At 69.9% G+C, this 20,162-nt stretch carries 16 protein-coding genes; 10 read left to right on the top strand and 6 right to left on the bottom strand.

The window, feature by feature from the left end; translation table 11 throughout:
• Positions 1–150 precede the first annotated feature (150 nt).
• Genes ACK4K7_RS00740 through ACK4K7_RS00715 form a run of 6 tightly spaced genes read left to right on the top strand, consistent with a single transcriptional unit; the run spans position 151 to position 6,080 of the window.
• Positions 151–3,003, top strand: coding sequence for a monovalent cation/H+ antiporter subunit A (locus ACK4K7_RS00740; RefSeq protein ID WP_431863209.1), 2,853 nt, complete (start codon positions 151–153; stop codon positions 3,001–3,003).
• Positions 3,000–3,368 carry a Na+/H+ antiporter subunit C gene (locus tag ACK4K7_RS00735; protein WP_431863208.1) on the top strand — a complete coding sequence of 123 codons (369 nt, stop codon included), beginning with the start codon at positions 3,000–3,002 and terminating at the stop codon, positions 3,366–3,368. Before ACK4K7_RS00740 ends, ACK4K7_RS00735 begins: the two co-directional genes overlap by 4 nt.
• Positions 3,365–4,888, top strand: a complete 1,524-nt coding sequence (locus tag ACK4K7_RS00730) for a monovalent cation/H+ antiporter subunit D (protein ID WP_431863207.1) — start codon at positions 3,365–3,367, stop codon at positions 4,886–4,888. Before ACK4K7_RS00735 ends, ACK4K7_RS00730 begins: the two co-directional genes overlap by 4 nt.
• 1 nt (position 4,889) lies before the next feature.
• Positions 4,890–5,381: a Na+/H+ antiporter subunit E gene (locus ACK4K7_RS00725; RefSeq protein ID WP_431863205.1), complete on the top strand. Its 492-nt coding sequence runs from the start codon at positions 4,890–4,892 to the stop codon at positions 5,379–5,381.
• Positions 5,378–5,647: a K+/H+ antiporter subunit F gene (locus tag ACK4K7_RS00720; protein ID WP_431863204.1), complete on the top strand. Its 270-nt coding sequence runs from the start codon at positions 5,378–5,380 to the stop codon at positions 5,645–5,647. Before ACK4K7_RS00725 ends, ACK4K7_RS00720 begins: the two co-directional genes overlap by 4 nt.
• Positions 5,648–5,651: 4 nt before the next feature.
• Entirely contained in the window at positions 5,652–6,080 is a 429-nt protein-coding gene (locus ACK4K7_RS00715; RefSeq protein ID WP_431863203.1) for a Na+/H+ antiporter subunit G, read from the top strand.
• 218 nt (positions 6,081–6,298) lie between these two features.
• Here ACK4K7_RS00715 and gyrB read toward each other — a convergent pair whose 3' ends face one another.
• Both gyrB and recF read right to left on the bottom strand, forming a co-directional pair.
• Positions 6,299–8,824 (bottom strand): DNA topoisomerase (ATP-hydrolyzing) subunit B, encoded by a 2,526-nt coding sequence (gene gyrB / locus ACK4K7_RS00710; RefSeq protein ID WP_431863202.1) that lies wholly within the window; start codon positions 8,822–8,824, stop codon positions 6,299–6,301.
• Positions 8,825–8,884: 60 nt separating this feature from the next.
• Entirely contained in the window at positions 8,885–9,949 is a 1,065-nt protein-coding gene (recF, locus tag ACK4K7_RS00705) for a DNA replication/repair protein RecF (protein ID WP_431863200.1), read from the bottom strand.
• Between the two features lie 74 nt (positions 9,950–10,023).
• Between recF and ACK4K7_RS00700 the strand changes: the two genes are divergently transcribed.
• Both ACK4K7_RS00700 and ACK4K7_RS00695 read left to right on the top strand, forming a co-directional pair.
• Complete coding sequence (locus tag ACK4K7_RS00700; protein ID WP_431863199.1) at positions 10,024–10,719, top strand: hypothetical protein; 696 nt, start codon at positions 10,024–10,026, stop codon at positions 10,717–10,719.
• 119 nt (positions 10,720–10,838) lie between these two features.
• The gene (locus ACK4K7_RS00695) at positions 10,839–12,584 is read left to right on the top strand and encodes a hypothetical protein (protein ID WP_431863198.1); all 1,746 of its coding nucleotides are present in this window, start codon (positions 10,839–10,841) and stop codon (positions 12,582–12,584) included.
• Between the two features lie 3 nt (positions 12,585–12,587).
• On the opposite strand, the gene ACK4K7_RS00690 is transcribed toward ACK4K7_RS00695, so the two are convergent.
• Positions 12,588–14,657 carry a TonB-dependent receptor gene (locus ACK4K7_RS00690; protein ID WP_431863197.1) on the bottom strand — a complete coding sequence of 690 codons (2,070 nt, stop codon included), beginning with the start codon at positions 14,655–14,657 and terminating at the stop codon, positions 12,588–12,590.
• A 73-nt stretch (positions 14,658–14,730) separates the two neighbouring features.
• Positions 14,731–16,107 (bottom strand): cytochrome P450, encoded by a 1,377-nt coding sequence (locus ACK4K7_RS00685; RefSeq protein ID WP_431863196.1) that lies wholly within the window; start codon positions 16,105–16,107, stop codon positions 14,731–14,733.
• A 91-nt stretch (positions 16,108–16,198) separates the two neighbouring features.
• Here ACK4K7_RS00685 and clpS point away from each other — a divergent pair, with 91 nt between their 5' ends.
• The gene (gene clpS / locus ACK4K7_RS00680; RefSeq protein WP_431863195.1) at positions 16,199–16,558 is read left to right on the top strand and encodes an ATP-dependent Clp protease adapter ClpS; all 360 of its coding nucleotides are present in this window, start codon (positions 16,199–16,201) and stop codon (positions 16,556–16,558) included.
• A gap of 16 nt (positions 16,559–16,574) precedes the next feature.
• Here the strand turns inward: clpS and ACK4K7_RS00675 are convergent, their stop codons facing one another.
• Positions 16,575–17,267 (bottom strand): Crp/Fnr family transcriptional regulator, encoded by a 693-nt coding sequence (locus ACK4K7_RS00675; RefSeq protein ID WP_431863194.1) that lies wholly within the window; start codon positions 17,265–17,267, stop codon positions 16,575–16,577.
• A gap of 211 nt (positions 17,268–17,478) precedes the next feature.
• On the opposite strand from ACK4K7_RS00675, the gene murA reads away from it, so the two are divergent.
• Positions 17,479–18,762, top strand: coding sequence for a UDP-N-acetylglucosamine 1-carboxyvinyltransferase (gene murA / locus ACK4K7_RS00670; RefSeq protein ID WP_431863193.1), 1,284 nt, complete (start codon positions 17,479–17,481; stop codon positions 18,760–18,762).
• Positions 18,763–18,808: 46 nt separating this feature from the next.
• Here murA and ACK4K7_RS00665 read toward each other — a convergent pair whose 3' ends face one another.
• Positions 18,809–20,161 carry an amidohydrolase family protein gene (locus ACK4K7_RS00665; RefSeq protein ID WP_431863192.1) on the bottom strand — a complete coding sequence of 451 codons (1,353 nt, stop codon included), beginning with the start codon at positions 20,159–20,161 and terminating at the stop codon, positions 18,809–18,811.
• Position 20,162: the final 1 nt, after the last annotated feature.

Below are 20,162 nucleotides of genomic sequence, written 5' to 3'. Positions count from 1 at the left end.
GCCCGCAATCGCGCGCCGTGAGGGGCGCGCGGCGGAAATCGGACGGGTTCGGTACGGTTATGCTTGAAGCCCCGCGCTTCCGATGCCAGTTGGCCAAGCCATGATCATGGGGCGTACAAGATCATCCGAACGGGCGCGCGGGGTGCGCCTGTGAACCTCGTCCTGTTGTCGGCACTGCCGTTTCTCGGCGCGCTGCTGGTCGCGCTGACCTCCGGGCTCGGGCGCAACGCCAATGCGCTGGCGGCCGGTGCGGCGACGGTGGCGGCTTTGGTCCTGCTCGGCCTCGCCGCGCCGGGCGTGTTCGCCGGCGAGGTGGCGACGGCGCGGATCGACTGGGTGCCCGCGCTCGGCCTCGGCGCCAATTTCTTCCTCGATCCGCTGGGCTTCATGTTCGCCGGGCTGATCCTCGGCATCGGCCTTCTCATCATCATCTATGCGCGCTTCTACCTGTCGAGCGCGGATCCGATGGGGCGATTCTTCGTCTTCCTGATGCTGTTCCAGGGGGCGATGCTGGGCATCGTCGTCTCCGACAACATATTGATGCTGTTCGTCTTCTGGGAACTGACCAGCCTCTCCTCCTTCCTGCTGATCGGGTTCTGGCGGCATCTGCCCGAAGGCCGGCAGGGCGCGCGCATGGCGCTCGCAGTGACCGGCGGCGGCGGGCTCGCGCTGATCGCCGGCCTGCTGCTGCTCGGCAACATCGCCGGGTCCTACGACCTCACGGTCATCCTGCAGCAGGGGGAAGCGATCCAGGCCTCGCCGCTCTACCTGCCGGCTTTGATCCTGATCCTGATCGGCTGCTTCACCAAGTCCGCCCAGTTCCCGTTCCATTTCTGGCTGCCGCACGCGATGGCGGCGCCGACCCCGGTCAGCGCCTATCTGCACAGCGCCACCATGGTGAAGGCGGGCGTGTTCCTGCTCGCGCGGCTGTGGCCGGTGCTCGCCGGCACCGACGCCTGGTTCTACATCGTCGCGACCACCGGCATGATCACCATGTTCGTCGGCGCGGCGATCGCCCTGTTCAAGGACGACCTCAAGGGCCTGCTCGCTTATTCGACGGTCAGCCATCTCGGCCTCCTCACCATGTTGTTCGGCTTCGGAACGCCGATGGCGGCGGTGGTCGGCGTGTTCCACATCCTCAACCACGCCACGTTCAAGGCGGCCTTGTTCATGAACGCCGGCATCGTCGACCATGAGGTCGGCACCCGCGACGCGCGGCGGCTGGGCGGGCTCGTCACCATCATGCCGATCGCCGCCACGCTCGGCATCGTCGCCTCGCTGTCGATGGCGGGCTTCCCGCCTCTGAACGGCTTCATCTCGAAGGAGATGATGCTGGAGGAAGCCGCCAGCACCGTGTGGGGCGAACTGAGCTGGCTGGTGCCGGTGGTGGCGACGCTCGCCGCCACGCTCTCGGTCGCTTATTCGCTGCGCTACATCTTCCACGTCTATCTGGGTCCGAAACGTCAGGATTATCCCAAGGCGCCGCACGACGCGCCGATCGGCCTGTGGGGTCCGTCGGCGGTGCTGGTCGCTTTGGTGGTGGCGATCGGCCTCTTCCCCTCCGCCGTCGCCGGGCCGCTGGTCCAGACCGTGTCGGCCGCGGTGATCGGGGCCGAGCCGCCGCATTTCTACCTCGTCCTCTGGCACGGCTTCACGCCGGCGCTGCTGATGAGCGTGCTCGCGATCTTGGTCGGCGCGCTGATCCTGTGGCGCTACGAGGCGGCGGTGCGGCTGTGGGAGCGGCTGCCGGTGCCAGTCGCCAAGTCGCTGTTCGACCGCACCGTCGAGGCGCTGGTCGCGGGCAGCCGCAAGGCGACGCTCGCCGTCCACAACGGATCGCTGCAGCGCTATCTCGCCGTCTTCTTCGCGGTCGCGGTGCTGCTCGGCGTCGAAGGGGTGCTGACCGGCGGGTTCTCGCTCGGCACCCGCCCGACCATCCCCGCCTCCCCGGTGGCGGTGATCGGCTGGCTGGCGCTGGTGGCGGCGGTGGTCGCGGTCGTCTCCGCCCAGCGGCGGCGCTATCTCGCGCTCATCTATATCAGCGTCATCGGCCTCGTCATCTCGTTGGGCTTCGTCTATCTGTCGGCGCCCGATCTCGCCCTCACCCAGATTTCGGTGGAGGTGGTGACGATCCTCCTCCTGCTGCTCGCCCTCAACCTCCTTCCCAAGAAGCCGATGCGGATCAGCTCGACGCCGCGGCGGCTGCGGGACGCGGCGCTGGGCGCGGTCGGCGGGACGGCGGTGGGCTTCGCCGCCTGGGGCGTGATGACGCGCGAGCCCAACAACCCGATCTCCGACTATCATTGGGCGACCAGCTATTCGGGCGGCGGCGGCACCAATGTCGTCAACGTCACCCTGGTCGATTTCCGCGCCTTCGACACGTTCGGCGAGATCATCGTGCTGGGCATCGCCGCGCTCGGCATCTTCGCCCTGCTCGAGACCGCGACCCGGGGCGCGTCCGGCCGGCGCCTGCTCCACTGGATGCCGGACCTGATCCGCTCGCCGGAGCGGCACCCGATGATGTTCGTGGTGGCGACCCGGCTGCTGCTTCCGCTCGCGATCGTCGCCGGCATCTACATCTTCCTGCGCGGCCACAACCTGCCCGGCGGCGGCTTCATTGCGGGCCTGGTCGTCTCTATCGCCCTCCTGATGCAATATATGGCGTCCGGCTTCGACTGGGCCGACAAGCGGCGCAACATCGACGAACATCCGATGATCGCCTGGGGCGTGCTGATCGCCGCCTTCACCGGGCTCGGCGCGATCCTGTTCGGCGCGCCGGTCTTTTCGAGCGCGTTCGACTATTTCACGCTGCCGCTGATCGGCGAGTTCGAGCTCGCGACCGCGCTCGCCTTCGACATCGGGGTGGCGCTTGCCGTGATCGGCGCGGTGATGCTGGCGCTGGCCGAGCTCAGCCACGTCGCGCAGCGCGCCGAAAAGCTGGAGCGGGTGGAGGAGCCGATGGACGTCGACCCGAGCCGCGAGCCGAGGAAGGGCGGCGCATGAGCCTGGAATTCCTCGTCGCCTCCACCATCGCGGTGCTGACCGCCGCCGGCATCTATCTGTGCCTGCGCGGCCGCACCTTCCCGGTGGTGCTCGGCCTCGCGATGCTGTCCTATGCGATCAACGTCTTCCTCTTCTCGATGGGGCGGCTGGTGGTGAACCGCCCGCCCATCTATGAGAAGGGCCTCACCGAATATACCGATCCGCTGCCGCAGGCGCTGGTGCTGACCGCCATCGTCATCGCCTTCGGCATGACCGCCCTGGTCGTCGTGCTGGCGCTGCGCACCTATCTCGAAACCGGCACCGACCATGTCGACGGGACGCCCGACGGCGCGCCCGACGGGGCGGCGGAGGACGAGCGGGCATGAACCACCTGATCGTCGCCCCGGTCCTGCTCCCGGCGCTGATCGCCGCCATCGCCCTGCTCGGCATGCGGCGGACGCTCCTGATCGGCCGCGCCATTTCGGTGAGCGCGGCCGGCGCCCTGGTCGCGATCGCCGGCGCGCTGCTCGCGCAGGCATCCGACGGGAGCATCACCTCCTACGCGCTCGGCGGCTGGCAGGCGCCGTTCGGCATCGTGCTGGTGCTCGACCGATTGTCGGCGATGATGCTGCTGCTCGTCTCGGTGCTCGCCTTCCTCGTCCTGTGCTATGCAGTCGCGACCAATCTCGACCGGCGCGGCTGGCATTTCCATCCGCTGTTCCATTTCCAGCTGCTCGGCCTCAACGGCGCCTTCCTGACCGGCGACCTGTTCAACCTGTTCGTCTTCTTCGAAGTGCTGCTGATCGCTTCCTACGGCCTGATGCTGCACGGCCAGGGACCGGCGCGGCTGAAGGCGGGCGTCCAATATGTGATCATCAACCTCGTCGGCTCCACCCTCTTCCTGGTGGCGATCGGCATTCTCTACGGCCTGACCGGCACGCTCAACTTCGCCGACATGGCGGTGCGCGTCGCCGCCCTGCCGGACGGCGACCAGGGCCTGCTTCGGGCGGGCGCCCTCATCCTCGTCGCCGTCTTCGCGCTGAAGGCGGCCTTGCTGCCGCTCCATCTCTGGCTGCCGCGCACCTATGCCAGCACCTCGCCGCCGGTCGCGGCTTTGTTCGCGATCATGACCAAGGTCGGCGTCTATTCGATCATCCGGGTCGTCACCCTGGTCTTCCCGGCCGGGGCCGGCGCCGCCGCCTGGGCGCCCGCGCCCTGGATGCTGCCGGCGGCGATGCTCACCATCCTCATCGGCTTCGTCGGCCTCGTCGCCGCGCGCGGCCTTCGCGACATGGCCGCCTTCGCGATCGTCGGATCGACCGGCACCCTGCTCACCGCCGTCGCCTTGTTCGAACAGGGCGCGATGACGGCGGCGCTCTATTATCTTCCGCACACCACGCTCGCCGGCGCCTGCCTGTTCCTGGTTGCCGATCTGATCGCGCGGCGCCGGCCCGATTATGGCGACGCGATCGCGCTCGGCCCGCGCTTCAGCGGGATCGAGGGCCTGTCGGTGCTGTTCATGCTGACCGCGATCGCGGTCGTCGGCCTGCCCCCGCTGTCGGGCTTCGTCGGCAAGCTCCTCATCCTCCACGCCGCGATCGACCATCCGGCGGCGGCCTGGGTGTGGGCGGCGATCCTCGGCACCACCTTCCTCGGCATCCTCGGCTTCGCCCGCGCCGGCTCCACCATCTTCTGGAAGAGCGCGCAGAGCGACGAGCCGCCGCGCCCCGCGCCCGCGGCGCTGCGCCGCGTCGCCCTCTACCCGCCGGCGGCGATCCTCGCCCTGCTGGCGGCGCTCACCGTCTTCGCCGGCCCGGCGACCGCCTATATGGAGGCCGCGTCGGCGCAATTGTTCGCGCCCCAGACCTATATCGACGCGGTGCTCGGCCCGCGGCAGGGAGGTTGAGATGCTGAGGAAGCTGTTCCCCCATCCCGGCCTCACCGGCATGCTGATCGTGGTGTGGATGCTGCTCCTCAACAATTTCACGATCGGCGGCCTGTTCCTGGCGATCGTGTTCGGCATCCTGGTGCCCCTGTTCACCGCGCCTTTCTGGCCGGACCGCCCGCGGCTGCGCTTCGGCTGGCCGATGCTCGATTATCTGAGCGTCGTGGTGTGGGACATCTTCGTCGCCAATTTCCAGGTGGCGCGGCTGATCCTGTTCCGCCGCAACCGCGACCTGCGCTCGCGCTGGCTGGTCGTCCCGCTCGAGCTGCGCTCGGCCGAGGCGATCACCGCGCTCGCCGGCACGATCAGCCTGACGCCGGGCACCGTCTCGGCCGACGTCGCCGCCGACGGACGCTCGCTCCTCGTCCACACGCTCGACACCGGCGATCCCGCCGCCGAGGTCGCTCGGATCAAGCAGCGCTACGAGGCGCGGCTGATGAGGATCTTCTCATGATCGCCTATGCCCTCGCCTTCGCCTTCGCCTGCGTCGCGGCGGCGATCCTGCTCAATCTCTACCGGCTGCTGCGCGGCCCGACCCGGGGCGACCGCATCCTCGCGCTCGACACGATGGTGATCAACACGATCGCGCTCATCATCCTGTTCGGCATCCACCAGTCCACCACCACCTATTTCGAGGCGGCGCTGCTGCTCGCGATGGTCGGCTTCGTCGGCACCGTCGCTTATTGCAAGTTCCTGCTTCGCGGCGACATCGTGGAGTGATGCCATGACCGCGCTCGCCGAAATCCTGATCGCCTTCCTGATCGTGCTGGGCGGCGCCTTCGCGCTGATCGGCTCCTGGGGCCTGGCGCGCCTGCCGTCGCTGATGACCCGACTCCACGGACCGACCAAGGCGACGACGCTCGGCGTCGGCTCCTGCCTCATCGCCTCGATGATCTGGTTTCCGACCCATGGCGGCACGTTCAGCGCGCACGAGCTGCTGATCACCCTGTTCCTGTTCATCACCGCGCCGGTGGCGGCGAACATGGTCGCCAAGGCCCATCTCCACCGCCAGGGCTGGCGGGTCGATCCCAACCCCGCCGACGACATTCCCGAAGGCCTGCCCGGCACCGGCGGCCCGAGCGGCTGGGCGACCTTCTGGGAACCCCACGAAGAACGCGCCGCCCGCGACCGCGACACGGACGAGCGGGACTGACGCGCCCGCGCAAGGCGAAAGTCGGAGTATACCGGGAATAGCGCATCGCCCGTCTCCGGGGCGGAATTGGGATGCCGCCATGTCGCAGAGCCAAACGCTTGAGGCTCGCAACGAATTCATTGCCAATGGGTGGGCGGCTTCGGAGGCGCTGTCACCCCTCCACCACCCGCGCGCGGGCGGTCGCCCTCCCCTGAGTCTTCGCTCAGGGAGGATCTCGGTCAGACGTCGAGGTTGGCGACGTTGAGGGCGTTGTCCTGGATGAATTCGCGGCGGGGTTCGACGACGTCGCCCATCAGGCGGGTGAAGATCTCGTCGGCGACGTCGGCTTGCGACACCTCCACCTTGAGGAGCGAGCGGTTTTCCGGATCGAGGGTGGTTTCCCACAGCTGATCGGCGTTCATCTCGCCAAGGCCCTTGTAGCGCTGGATCGACATGCCCTTGCGGCCGCTGGCGAGGATCGCTTCCAGCAGCTGGGTCGGGCGGGTGACCAGCGCGCCGCGCGCGTCCGGCGCCCGAACCGAGGAAGGCACGCCCGAGGCATTCTCGTTCGGCGTGTCGCTGTCCGGATTGGTGTCGGCCGCGTCGGCGGCGGGGGCCCCGGCGCCCTTCAGCGCGACCAGGCGCGAGGCGCGGGCATAGGTCGCCGCCTGCTCCTGCGCCAGCGCGTGGAGCTTGCGCGCCTCGGCCGAGATCAGGAATTTGTGGTCGACGACATGATGGTCGGTGACGCCCCGCCATAGCCGGCGCAGGACGTAATTGCCCTCCTCGCTCGCCTCGCCCGACCAGGTCCCTTCCTCGTCGCTCGCCTGCAGCCAGGCGGCGCCGCGCGCGATCGCCTGCGCGCGGTCGCGGTCCCTGAGCTCGGGATCGAGCGCGCCGGCCAGCGCCAGCGCCTCGATGATGGTCGGATCGTAGCGGCGCGGAATGTAGCGCATCAAGGTGCGCACGCGCCGCCCATGCTCGGCGAGCGCGCGCAGGTCCTCGCCGGAACGCGGGCCGTCGGCGGTTTCGAGCACCATCGCGCCGATGCCGGCATCGACCAGATAATCGTCGAGCCTGGTATCGTCCTTCAGATAGACTTCGGAGCGGCCCTTGGCGACTTTGTAGAGCGGCGGCTGGGCGATGTAGAGGTGCCCGCGCTCGATGATCTGGGGCATCTGCCGATAGAAGAAGGTGAGCAGCAGCGTGCGGATATGGGCGCCGTCGACGTCGGCGTCCGTCATGATCACGATCTTGTGATAGCGCAGCTTGTCGATGTTGAAATCGTCGCGGCCGATGCCGGTGCCCATCGCCTGGATGAGGGTGCCGACCTCCTTGGACGAGAGCATGCGGTCGAAGCGCGCGCGCTCGACGTTCAATATCTTGCCCTTCAAGGGCAGGATCGCCTGATAGTGGCGGTCGCGGCCCTGCTTGGCCGAGCCGCCGGCGCTGTCGCCCTCGACCAGGAACAGCTCCGACTTGGCGGGATCGCGCTCCTGGCAGTCGGCGAGCTTGCCGGGCAGGGAGGCGATGTCCATCACGCCCTTGCGGCGGGTGAGCTCGCGCGCCTTCCTCGCCGCCTCGCGCGCGGCGGCGGCGTCGATGATCTTCTGGACGATGGTGCGGGCGTGGGCCGGATTCTCCTCCAGCCAGTCCGACAATTTGTCGGCGATCAGGCTTTCGAGCGGCTGGCGCACCTCGGAGGAGACGAGCTTGTCCTTGGTCTGCGAGCTGAACTTGGGGTCCGGCAGCTTCACCGAGACGATCGCGGTCAGCCCCTCGCGCATGTCGTCGCCGGTGAGGCTGACCTTCTCCTTTTTGAGCGCGCCCGATTTGTCGGCATAATTGTTGAGCGTGCGGGTCAGCGCCGCGCGGAAGGCGGCGAGATGGGTGCCGCCGTCGCGCTGCGGGATGTTGTTGGTGAAGGTCAGGACCTGCTCGTAATAGCTGTCGTTCCATTCGAGCGCGACGTCGATGCCGATCTGGTCGCGCTGGCCGGTGACGGAGATCGGCTCGGGGATGAGCGGCGTCTTGGCGCGGTCGAGCCAGCGCACGAAGGCGGCGATCCCGCCTTCGTAGTAAAGCTCGACGAGCTTCTCCTCCTCGTGCCGCGCGTCGCTCAGCAGCAGGCGCACGCCGCTGTTGAGGAAGGCGAGCTCGCGGAAGCGGTGCTCGAGCTTGTCGAAATCGAACTCGACGATCTTGAACGTGTCCGGGCTGGGCAGGAAGGTGACGCGGGTGCCGCGCTTGCCGTCGGGCGCGTCGCCGACCACCTTCAGCGGCGCTTCGGCGTCGCCGTGGCGGAAGCGCATCCAATGCTCCTTGCCGTCGCGCCAGACAGTGAGTTCCAGCCATTCCGACAGCGCGTTCACCACCGACACGCCGACGCCGTGCAGGCCGCCCGACACCTTGTAGGCGTTGTCGTCGGACGTGTTCTCGAACTTTCCGCCGGCGTGGAGCTGGGTCATGATCACTTCGGCGGCCGACACGCCCTCTTCGGGATGGATGTCGGTCGGGATGCCGCGGCCATTGTCCTCGACCGAGACCGATCCGTCGGGATTGAGGGTGATGCGCACGAGGTCGCAATGCCCGGCCAGCGCTTCGTCGATCGCATTGTCGGAGACCTCGAACACCATGTGGTGGAGGCCCGATCCGTCGTCGGTGTCGCCGATATACATGCCCGGCCGCTTGCGGACGGCGTCGAGGCCCTTCAGCACCTTGATGGACTCGGCGCCGTAGCTGTTTTCATTCGGGGTAGATGCCATGGCGATCATATAGGGAGCGACCGACCGGAACGAAAGGAAAAAGGCGGCGCGGCTCCCGCCTCAGGAGGCGTCCGCGCGGCCCGGCGACACGTCGATCCAGCTGGCATCGCCCACGCCTTCGAACGGCGCGCGTTCGGTGCCGGTCATCCACACCTGGCCGCCGGTGCCGGCCAGCCGTTCGAACAGGGCGGCGCGGCGGGCGGGGTCGAGATGGGCGGCGATCTCGTCGAGGAGGAGGAGCGGCGCGCGGCCGGTCCGGTCGGCGACGAGCGCGGCATGGGCGAGGACGAGGCCGATCAGCAGCGCCTTCTGCTCGCCGGTCGAACAGAGCGCGGCCGGCTGCCGCTTGGCGGCGTGGACGACCGCGAGGTCGGCGCGGTGCGGCCCGAGCAGCGCCCGGCCGGCGGCGGCGTCGCGCGCGCGGGCGGCGAGCAGAGCGGGGGCGAGGTCGGCGTCGAACCCCGGATCGAGCGCGATCGACGCGCGGGCGAAGGGGCCGTCGGGCGCGTCCGCCAGCCGCTCGGCCAGCGCCGCGACCGTCGCCGCCCGCGCTTCGGCCAGCGCCGCGCCATGCTCCGCCATCCGCGCCTCGAGCGCGGCCAGCCAGGCGGCGTCCGGCCGCTCCCCGGCGAGCAGCTTGTTGCGCGCCCGCATCGCCGCTTCGTAGCGCGAGGCGTGGCCGGCATGACCGGGATGGAGGGCGAGGACCAGCCGGTCGAGGAAGCGCCGGCGCCCGCCGGCGCCTTCGAGGAACAGGCGGTCCATCGCCGGCGTCAGCCACAGCACCGACAGCCATTCCGACAGGCTGTTGGCCGAGGCGGCGGCGCCGCCCACCCGCACCTGGCGCCGCTCGGGCGCGGCGGCGGCGGTGCCGGTGCCGAGATCGACCCCGGCGGGCGCGATCCGGGCGGCGACCGCGAAGCCGCCGGAGCCGCCTTGCCGCGCCATTTCCGCCAGCGCGGCGCGGCGCAGCCCCCGCCCGGGCGCGAGCAGCGACACCGCCTCCAGCATGTTGGTCTTGCCCGCGCCATTGTCGCCGGTCAGGATCACGAAGCCCGGCCCCGGCGCCACCGCCACGTCCGCATAGGAACGGAAATCGACCAGCGAGAGGCGGGAGACGTGCACGCGCATCCTCTAGCGGTTCGCCTCTGTCGCCGACAAGCGCGCCCTGCTATCCTCGCCGCCAGTGGAGGGCATTGATGCGTAAGCTGTTTCTCGCGGCGGCGGCATGGGGCGCGGCAGGCGCCGCGGCGGCGCAGGTGACATTGGTCTACGAGGCGCCGGGCGGCGCGCGCCTCAAGGTGGAGGCGGATGCCGCCGGGCATGCCCGGGTCGGCCCGGAGGGCGGCAGCGAGTACAGCCTGTTCCGGCCGGACGGCGCCTATGGCGTGCTGACCGGCGGCGACCGTCCGGCGGTGGTCCGCTATGCCGATCTCCACGCCGCCTCCGGCGAGAAGGCGGCGTCGATCGCCGGCGCCGCCGGGGCCGGTCCGGACGGGCCGCCCGCGATCGGATTCTGGCTGCGGCCCGACGGCGAGGAGACAGTCGGCGGCCGCACCGGCACGCGCTGGATCCTTCCCGAGTCCCCGCTGGGCGCCGACGGCAGCCTGGTGCTCGCCGAGGACCCCGCGCTCGCCCTGGCCGGCGCGGCGCTGGCCGAAGCGATCGCGGAAAGCCCGCTGTTCGCCGCCACGATCGCGGGCCGGCCGCCCGGCTTCGCGGCCGAGCTTGCCGAGCTGCTGAAACGGGGCGCGCCGCTGCGCATCGAACGGATGGTGCTCGCCGCCGAGCAAAGCGGGCCGATCGCGGCCGAGCGCTTCGCCGTCCCCGCCGAACCGATGAGCCGGGACGAGCTCGCCGCCATGCTCGCCGACGACGAGGATCCGGGGCACTAAGGCGCGGGATCAACGATCCTTCCCCTTTGCAGGGGAGGAATTTTGCCGCGCAGAAAGGCGTATCCCGCCGGGCCGGCAGCTGCCACATTGGGCGGGCAGCAGCTGACGAGGTGCGTCCCGTGAAACTCAAGACCGCTCTTTTCCTTCTCCTTCCGCTCGCCGCTCCGCTCGCGGCGCAGGCGCCGGCGCCCTGGACGGCGGCGCAGCAGCGCGAGATCCTGGAGCGGACCGAGACGATCCGGCTGGCGCCCGACATCTCCCATTTGTCGGAAGGCGAGCGGACGGCGGTCGCGAAGCTGATCGAGGTCGGGCGGATCTTCCAAGACCTTTATGAGGAGCAGCGCCACCGGGCGGCGCTGGACGCGCGCCGGCGGCTGACGGGCGACGCCGCCACGCTCTACCGGCTGTTCCAGGGGCCGGTCGCGACCACCCTCGACAACCGCCGCGAGCCTTTCGCCGGGGTGGAGCCGGCGCCGCCGGGGAAGAACGTCTATCCCTGGGACCTCGGGCGTGAGGAATATGAGGCCTATCTCGCCGCCCATCCGGAGCGGCAGGCGGAGCTCACCCATCTGCGCTCCGTCATCCGCCGCGCCGATGCGGAGACGCTCGCCCGCGACCTCGGCGTGCTGCAGCGGCATCCGGTGCTCGACACGCTCCATCCCGGGCTGCGCGCGCGGCTGGAGGCGTTCGCCGCCGCGCCGGACCGGGCGACGCTCTACGCGCTGCCTTATTCGGTGCGCTGGCCGGACGAGACGCTGCGCGCCCACGGCCTGCTCAACGAAGCCGCCGACGCGGTGGAGCGCGACGATTGGGAATTCGCCAAATTCCTGCGCAACCGCGCCCGCGATCTGCTGAGCGACGATTACGAATCCGGCGACGCCGCCTGGATCACCGGCGACTTCCGCAATCTGAATGCGCAGATCGGCGCCTACGAGACCTATGACGACGAGCTGAGCGGCACCCGCGCCTTCTACTCGCTGAACGTGCTCGCCGCGCGCGGCGAGGAGGGGCGGGCGCTGCGCGAGGCGCTGGGCGGCATCCAGGCGATCGAGAACGCCCTGCCCTACGACCGGCACAAGAGGGTGCGCGACGACATCCCGGTCGGCGTCTACGACGTGGTCGCGGATTTCGGCCAGTCGCGCGGCGGCAACACCGCCACCATCCTGCCCAACGAAACCTATCTCGCCCGCCGCTACGGCCGCACCATATTGCTGCGCGCCAACATCATGCGGTCGCCCGCCATCTTCGGCGCGGGCAGCGCCGTCTGGCGGGCGGCGGTGGCGCCGGAATATCACGACCATCTGACGGCGGACGCCAATTTCCATCGCACCTTGTGGCACGAGATCGGCCATTATCTGGGCGTCGACCGCACCCGCGACGGCCGCGACCTGGACGTGGCGCTCGGCGCCGATGCGAACCTTGTCGAGGAGATGAAGGCGGACCTGGTGTCGCTGTTCGCCGGGCGGCAGCTGGCGACGAGCGGCTATTTCACCGCCGACCAGCTGCGCGCCCATTATGCGAGCGGCGTCTTCCGCATGCTCAACAACAATCCGCCGCGCCGCGACCAGCCCTACCAGACGATGCAGCTGATGCAGTTCAACTGGTTCATGAACCGGGGCGTGCTGCGCTACGACCCGGCCGACGGGCGGCTGCGCATCGATTACGAGCGCTATCACGACGCGGTCGAGGCGCTGCTGCGCGAGGTGCTCGCCATCCAGGACGCGGGCGCTCCGGCGCGGACCGAGGCATTCATCGCCCGCTGGGCGCGGTGGGACGATGCGCTCCACGGCCGCATCGCCGAGAATATGCGCGCCCAGCAGCGCTACCGCTTCCGGCTGTTCACCTATGCGGCGCTGGGCGAATAGGCCCTAGAAGCGGAAGCGGACGGTGCCGCGGACGCTGCGGGGGGCGCCGGTGGTGATGTTGGCGTCGCTGTGGGCGGTGGGGAAATATTCCTCGTCGAACAGATTTTCGAGGTTGAGCTGCGCGTCCACCCCGTCGGCGAGGCGCAGGAAGAGGGCGGCGTCGACCCGGGTATAAGCGGGAAGCACGACCGCGTTGCTGATCGACGCGAAGCTCTTCGACTGGTGCGCGATGCCGAGGCCGGCGCCGAAGCGCGGCGTCGCGTCGTAGCGGGTCCAGAGCGACGCCTGGTGGCGCGGCACCTGCGCCACCTCGCGGCCCGCGGGCGCGGCGCTGGTGGTGGCGCGGATGTCCGCCTTTTGCAGGGTATAGCCGGCGCTGACGTTCCAGTGCGGCGCGATCTCGCCGACCGCCTCGATCTCGATGCCGCGGCTGCGCTGGCTGCCGGTCTGGACCACGGTGCCGGGCGTGGCGCCGGGCGCGCGGGTGTTGGTGCGATCCAGCCGGTAGGCGGCGGCCGAGACCAGCAAGGCGGGCAGCGCCTGCCATTTGACGCCGATTTCGTAATTGTCGAACCGCTCCGGCTCCAGCGCGGCGGCGGTGACGTCGAGCGCGTTGAACTGGTCGCCCGACTGCGGGAGGTAGGAGCGGCTGTAGCTCGCATAAAGCGACACCGGCTCCACCGGCTTCACCACCAGGCCGAGGCGCGGCGACCAGAGGTCGTCGGTGCGCGCCGCGACGCCGCCGCCGACCAGATCGGCGACCTCGAGGTCGAAGCGGTCGTAGCGAAGGCCGGCGATCAGCTGCAGATGGTCGCCGATGGCGATCTGGTCCTGGACGTAAAGGGCGAGCACGTCGACGTCGCTGAAGGTGGAGCGCGCCGGGGCGGCGGAGATGGCGAGCGCCGGGATCTGCGGCGGATCGGCGAGGAGGATGGTGGCGCTGGTGCCGTTGAAGCGCTGGTTGCCGCCCTTCTGCCGGCCATATTCGATGCCGGCGAGCAAGGTGTGGCGGACGGCGCCGCCGCCGAACGACCAGACGAGATCGTTCTGGCTGAACAGATTTTCGCGCTGGAAGCCGTCGGCATAGCTGGCGATGGTGAGCTGACGCTGGCCGGCCGGGTTCAGCGTCACGACGCCGCCCGGATAGGCGTTGGAATAATATTTGTCATAGTCGCCGTAGAGGAGGCGGCTGTTCAGCGTCAGGCCGGGGCCGAAGCGGTGCTCGAACGAGGCGCGCAGCAGATGCGCCTCGAAGGCGGTGTCGTTGAGGCCGCGCAGGCCGAAGAAGGTGTCGCGGAAGCCGGTGACCGGCCGGCCCTGGAAAGCGGGGACGCCGCGGTCCACCACCCGTTCGTCGTTCACATATTCATAGCCGACCGAGAAGCCGGTGTCGGGGCCGAACAGGATGCGGGCGGTGGGGTTCACCGCATAGCGGCGGCCCTCATAGGCGTCGCGGTGGTTGCGCAGCTCCTCATAGACGGCGTTGAGGCGGCCGGCCGCGGCGGGCGCGAAGGGCTGGTTCACGTCGGCATCGACATACCAGGCGCCGAAGCTGTCGACCGAGGCGGAGCCGCCGGTGAAGCTTTCGAACAGCGGCTGCTTGGTGACGCGGTTGATGACGCCGCCGCCGCCGCCGCGGCCGAAGATCATCGCATTGGGGCCCTTCAGCACCTCGACGCGCTGCAGGTTGTAGAGGCCGCGATAATATTGGACGTCGTCGCGCAGGCCGTCGACGAAGAAGTCGGCGGTGCTGTTGTTGCCGCGCAGCGTCACCTGGTCGCGATGCCCCTCGCCCTGGCCGATGGTGGTGCCGGGCACGTAGCGCAGCACGTCGCCGATCGAGCGCAGGCCCTGGTCCTGGATCTGCCGCTCGCTGATCACGCTCACCGCCTGCGGCACGTCCTGCAGCGGGGTATCGGTGCGGGTGCCGGTACGGATGGTGCGCGCGCCATATTCGTCCCGGGCGCCGGTGACGACGATGACGTCCCCCGCCAGGTCGAGCGCCGCGTCGGCGGCATAAGCGGGCGCGGCCAGAGCGGCCGAGAGGGCGAGAGCGGAGATCGAACGGTACAAGCTGCTTTCCTTCCTGCGCATCTTTGCGTCGGAAGGGGCGGATAGAGCTATTGAGAATTATTCGCAATAGCAGTTAGCAATTCTCTCGATTACGTACCCGCAGCGGCAGCCCGCCCTTCGGCCGAAGCGTAACCATTCCAGAGACTTGCACCTCCCGCCCGGGCAGCGGGGAAAAATGATGGCGGGCGAGCCAGGTGGCGAGAATCACCAGCGCCTCGACGATCGCGAATCGCGCGCCGACGCAGACCCGGGGGCCGGCGCCGAACGGGAGATATTGGAAGCGGTGCCGCTCCGCCGCCGCGGCGCCGGGCAGGAAGCGGTGCGCGTCGAAGGCGTCGGGATCGTCCCACAGCGCGCTGTGGCGGTGGAGGATCCAGGGCCAGATCGACACGATGTCGCCCTTCGCCACCTCGCGCCCGCCGAGCCGGTCCGGACCCAGCGCCTGGCGGTCGAAGCGCGGGGCGGGCGGGTAGAGGCGCAGCGTCTCGTCGATCACGGCGCGCAGCAGCGGCAGCCGGTCGGGCAGCGCCGGATCGTCGGTCCCGGCGGCGAGCGCCGCTCGCGCCTCGGCCGCCGCCTCGGCCTGGAGGTCGGGCTGCTCGGCGAGCAGGAACAGCGCCCAGGAGAGCGCGTTGGCGGTGGTCTCGTGGCCGGCGAGATAGAAGGTGGCGGCATTGTCGACGGCGAGCGCGAACGCCTCGTCCGGCGCGAACCGCTCCCGCAGCATCCGCACCAGCCGGCCGAGGAAATCGTCGCCGCCGCCGTCCGGAAGCCGGTCCCGCACCACCGCGCTCAACGTCTCGCGCAGATAGGCCTGGCCGCGCTGCCCGGCGCGGATGCGGGCGTTCCAGCCGATCACCGGAAGCCCGAGCAAAGCTGGCAGCCGCGCCTCGCTCACCCCGGCGAGCGCCGCTTCGATATGGCGCATGCCTTCGGCGGTGCGCAGCCGCGGATCGCCGCCGAACAGCGCGTCGGCGATCACCGTCAGCGTCGTCTCGGTCGCCGCGCGCGCCATGTCGACGACGCCGCTCGCCGGCCAGGCGGCGGCGGCCGCTTCTGCGGCGCGGGCGAAGGACGGCACCAGCGCCTCCACCGCCGCCGGCACGAAATTGGCGGCGACGATCCGCCGCTGGTCACGCCACAGCGCGCCGTCGGCGGTGAGCAGGCCGCGCCCGATCACCGGCGCGAGGATCGCCTTCACCGGCTCGGGCTTCGCGTAATTGGCGGCATTGTCGAGCAGCACATGCTGCACCGCCGCGGGGTCGAGCGGGACGTGGACGGTCCAGCCCAGCACGTTGCGGCGGATATGGTCCTGGACGAAGGCCTGGCGCGACCAGCCGTAGACGGAGGTGCGCGCCCGTTCCCCGAAGAAGCCGCGCCAGACCGGCACCGGTCCGGGGCCGCGGGGCGGGTGCGGCGGGACGTAGCGCGGTCGGGCGGGGGCGGTCATAAGCCGAAAGCGCGCGATTTGGCGGACGGAGTCAAGCGCGACCCCTTGTCCGGGCTCGGCACCTTGCCTTATTTATTGCGTTGGAATGGACATGAGCGACACAGTGATCGGAGCGGGCGTGATCAGAGCGGGAACGGATCGGCGGGACGACGAAGGCACCGGCCTTGGCGTCGCCACCCGCACGCGTACCCGCACCAAGACGCCGTCGCCCTACAAGGTGCTGATGCTGAACGACGACTACACGCCGATGGAATTCGTCGTGCACGTCCTCCAGCTCTATTTCCGGATGAGCATCGAGGACGCGACGCGGGTGATGCTGCAGGTGCACCAGCGCGGCGTCGGCGTGTGCGGTATCTTCAGCTACGAGGTCGCGGAGACGAAGGTGGCGCAGGTCGTCGACTATGCCCGCCAGAACCAGCATCCGCTGCAATGCACGCTGGAAAAGGCCTGACCGGGCGCGCCGCCGCTTATTTGGGGGGCGGCAGCCAGCTCGTGTCGATCCGCGACCGGTCCATATAGCCCGCTTCCCGCGACAGGCGCCGCTCGTCGATCAGGCGGACATTGTTGCCGCTGCGCTCGATGATCCCGTCGTCGACCAGGCCGCGCATCATGCGGTTGACGTGGACCGAGGTGAGGCCGGTGGCGTCGCCGATATCCTCCTGCGTCAGCGGGATGGCGAAATCGTCGCGCGCGCCGTCGTGCAGGAGGCGCAGGCGCGCGAAGATCTGGCAGAGCAAGGAGGCGACCCGCGCCCGCGCCGAGGTGCGGCCGATCGAGGCGAGCCGGTCGGCCAGCGTCACCCGGTCCGCCACCGCCAGCGTGAAGATGAGCGCGGACAGGCGCGGATGCCGTTCGAACAGTTCGGCCAGGCGGTCGCGGTCGAACGGGCAGAGCGTCGCGTCGGTGACCGCCGTCACCGTTTCGGCGGATTCGCCGAAGGCCAGCACCGAAATGCCGACGATGTCGCCGGGGAAATGGAAGCGCATGATCTGGCGGTTGCCGTTGCCGAGCAGGACGGCGCTGTGCAGCCAGCCCTCCTGCACGACATAGAGTTCGCGGCGGGCGTCATGCTCGCTCACCACGACGGCGCCGCGCCGGAAGACGCGTTCCTGTTCCTCGAGCGCCTCGAGCGCGCGCCGCTCACTGTCGGTGAGCCGCACATGGTGCGCCAGGCGATCAGCTAGGCAGCTTCCCCCCAAATGCGTTATCCCCCGATACGCGTTACGAAAATGTGCGCCTCTTCTAGGCAGGATTCATCCGCCTCGCTCTGATCGAAATCAAGATCGTTACGACGGCGCGCCGACCGGGCGCCGCATCGCCACCCGAGGGGCGCCGCTTGCGCGCCGCCGCCAAAGGATTAAGAGCCTCGCGATGGACAGGATCATCATCCGGGGCGGCAAGCCCCTCCAGGGCAAGATCTGCATTTCCGGCGCCAAGAACGCCGCGCTGACGCTGCTGCCCTGCGCGCTGCTGACCGACGAGCCGCTGACGCTGCGCAACCTGCCGCGGCTGGCCGACGTCGACAGTTTCGGCCACCTCCTCAACCAGCTCGGCGTCTCGACGATGGTGGAGGGCGCCAAGCCCGACGAGTTCGGCCGGGTGATGACGCTGCGCGCGGCCAACATCGTGTCGACCACCGCCCCCTACGACATCGTGCGCAAGATGCGCGCGTCGATCCTGGTGCTGGGGCCGCTGGTGGCGCGGGCGGGCGAGGCGACGGTGTCGCTGCCGGGCGGCTGCGCGATCGGCATGCGCCCGATCGACCTCCACCTCAAGGCGCTGCAGGCGCTGGGCGCGGAGCTCGAGATCGCGTCCGGCTATGTGAAGGCGACGGCGCCCAAGGGCGGCCTCGTCGGCGGCACGATCAGCTTCCCCTTCGTCTCGGTCGGCGCGACCGAGAATGCGCTGATGGCGGCCGTGCTCGCCAAGGGCACGACCGTGATCGAGAATGCCGCGCGCGAGCCGGAGATCACCGATCTCGCCAAATGCCTGATCGCGATGGGCGCCCGGATCGAGGGGCTGCGCACCGACACTCTGACCGTCCACGGCCGCGACCGGCTGCACGGCGCGACCTATGCGGTGATGCCGGACCGGATCGAGGCGGGCTCCTATGCCTGCGCGGCGGGGATCACCGGCGGCACGCTGGACCTGATCGGCGCGCGCAAGGAGACGATGCCGTCGATCCTGTCCGGCCTCACCGATTCCGGCCTCATCCTCGAAGACATTCCGGACGGCCTGCGCGTCCGTTCCGACGGCGGGCTGAAGCCGCTCACCATCTCGACCGCGCCCTATCCTGCCTTCCCGACCGACATGCAGGCGCAATTCATGTCGATGCTGACCTTGGCGCAGGGCACCAGCCTCCTGACCGAGACGATCTTCGAGAACCGCTACATGCACGTGCCGGAGCTCAACCGGATGGGCGCCGACATCGAGGTCAGGGGCCGTTCGGCGGTGGTGCGGGGCGTCGGCAAGCTCCACGGCGCGCCGGTGATGGCGACGGACCTGCGCGCCTCGATGAGCCTGGTGCTGGCCGGCCTCGCGGCCGAGGGCCAGACCGAGGTGATGCGCGTCTACCATCTCGACCGCGGCTATGAGCGGCTGGAGGAGAAGCTCCAGGCCGTCGGCGCCGACATCGAGCGCGTCAGCGACGGGTGAAGTCTCTAATCCCCCTCCCTGCGTGCAGGGAGGGGAGGGAGTTCGATCAATCCGCGGAGGTGAGCTGGCGTTCGCCGTTCAGCTTGTGGACGCGGCCGTGCTTCATCACGAAGCCGACATTTTCGAGCAGCCGCACGTCCTGCAGCGGATCGCCGGCGACGGCGATGATGTCGGCGTCCTTGCCGGCTTCGATCGTGCCGATCGTCGTTTCCCGGCCGAGCAGGGTCGCGGCGCCCACCGTCGCCGAGCGGATCGCGGCGGCGGGGGTCATGCCGTTGCGCACCATCAGCGCGAACTCCTGCGCATTGTCGCCGTGGCGGGAGACGCCGCTGTCGGTGCCGAAGGCGATGTTGACGCCTTCGCGAAGCGCGCGGGCGAAGCTGCGCTCCGCATTGCCGGCCGCTTCCCGCGCCTTCTGATACTGGGCGGGGGTGAGCGCGCCGCGCTCTCCGTCCGCCACCGCCGCCGCCGGCGCGAGCAGGGTCGGCACGTACCAGGCGCCCGAGCGCCGGTAGAGCTGGAAGGTGCGGTCGTCGGTGAAGGTGCCGTGCTCGATCGAATCGACCCCCGCCTCCAGCGCGGCGTTGATGCCGTCGACGCCGTGCGCGTGGGCGGCGACCTTGCGGCCGAAGGTGCGCGCGGTTTCAACGATCGCCTGCATCTCGTCCATCATCATCTGGCGGTTGAGGCCGCCGGCGACGTTGGAGAGGACCCCGCCGGTGGCGGAGAATTTGATGACGTCGGCGCCGGCCGAGATCTGCGCGCGCACCGCCCGGCGGCAATCGTCGGCGCCGTTGCAGACATTGTCCGCCCGCGCCCGGCCGATGTCGGTCAGGTCGCGGTTGAGGCCGTTGACGTCGCCATGGCCGCCGGACACCGAAATGCCGCGCCCGGCAGCGACGATGGTCGGGCCGGCGAACTGCCCCGCCTCGATCACGTCGCGCAGCGTGGTGACCATGCGCGGCTCGTTGCCGAGATCGCGCACGGTGGTGAAGCCGGCGAGCAAGGTGGTGCGGGCGTGGAGGAGGGCGGTGTAGGCCTCGTCCTCATAATCGCGGAACGGCGCCTGGAGCCGCGCCTGCAGCCGGTCGTCGAGGCCGCGCAGATGGACGTGCATGTCGATGAGGCCGGGAAGCACCGTATGGTCGCGCAGGTCCACGACGCGCGCGCCCGGCACGTCGACGAAGCCGTCGCGCACCTCGACGATGCGGCGGCCCTCGACGATCACGCTGGCGTTGCGGCGCGGCGCCTGGCCGGGCACGGCGAGCAAGGTGCCGGCATGGATGACGACGGTCTGCTGGCGCTGCGGCTGCTGCTGCGCGGCCGGCGCCTGGGCGGCGGCGGCGAACGGCGCGGCGAGCGCGGCCGCGGCGGCGCCCAATAGGACGAAAAGCTTCATC

Origin of the sequence: Allosphingosinicella sp. (assembly GCF_046295735.1) — a bacterium.
Lineage (GTDB): Bacteria > Pseudomonadota > Alphaproteobacteria > Sphingomonadales > Sphingomonadaceae > Allosphingosinicella.
Note: the sequence above shows the minus strand (reverse complement) of the source record. Positions and strands in the feature narration are given on the sequence as shown.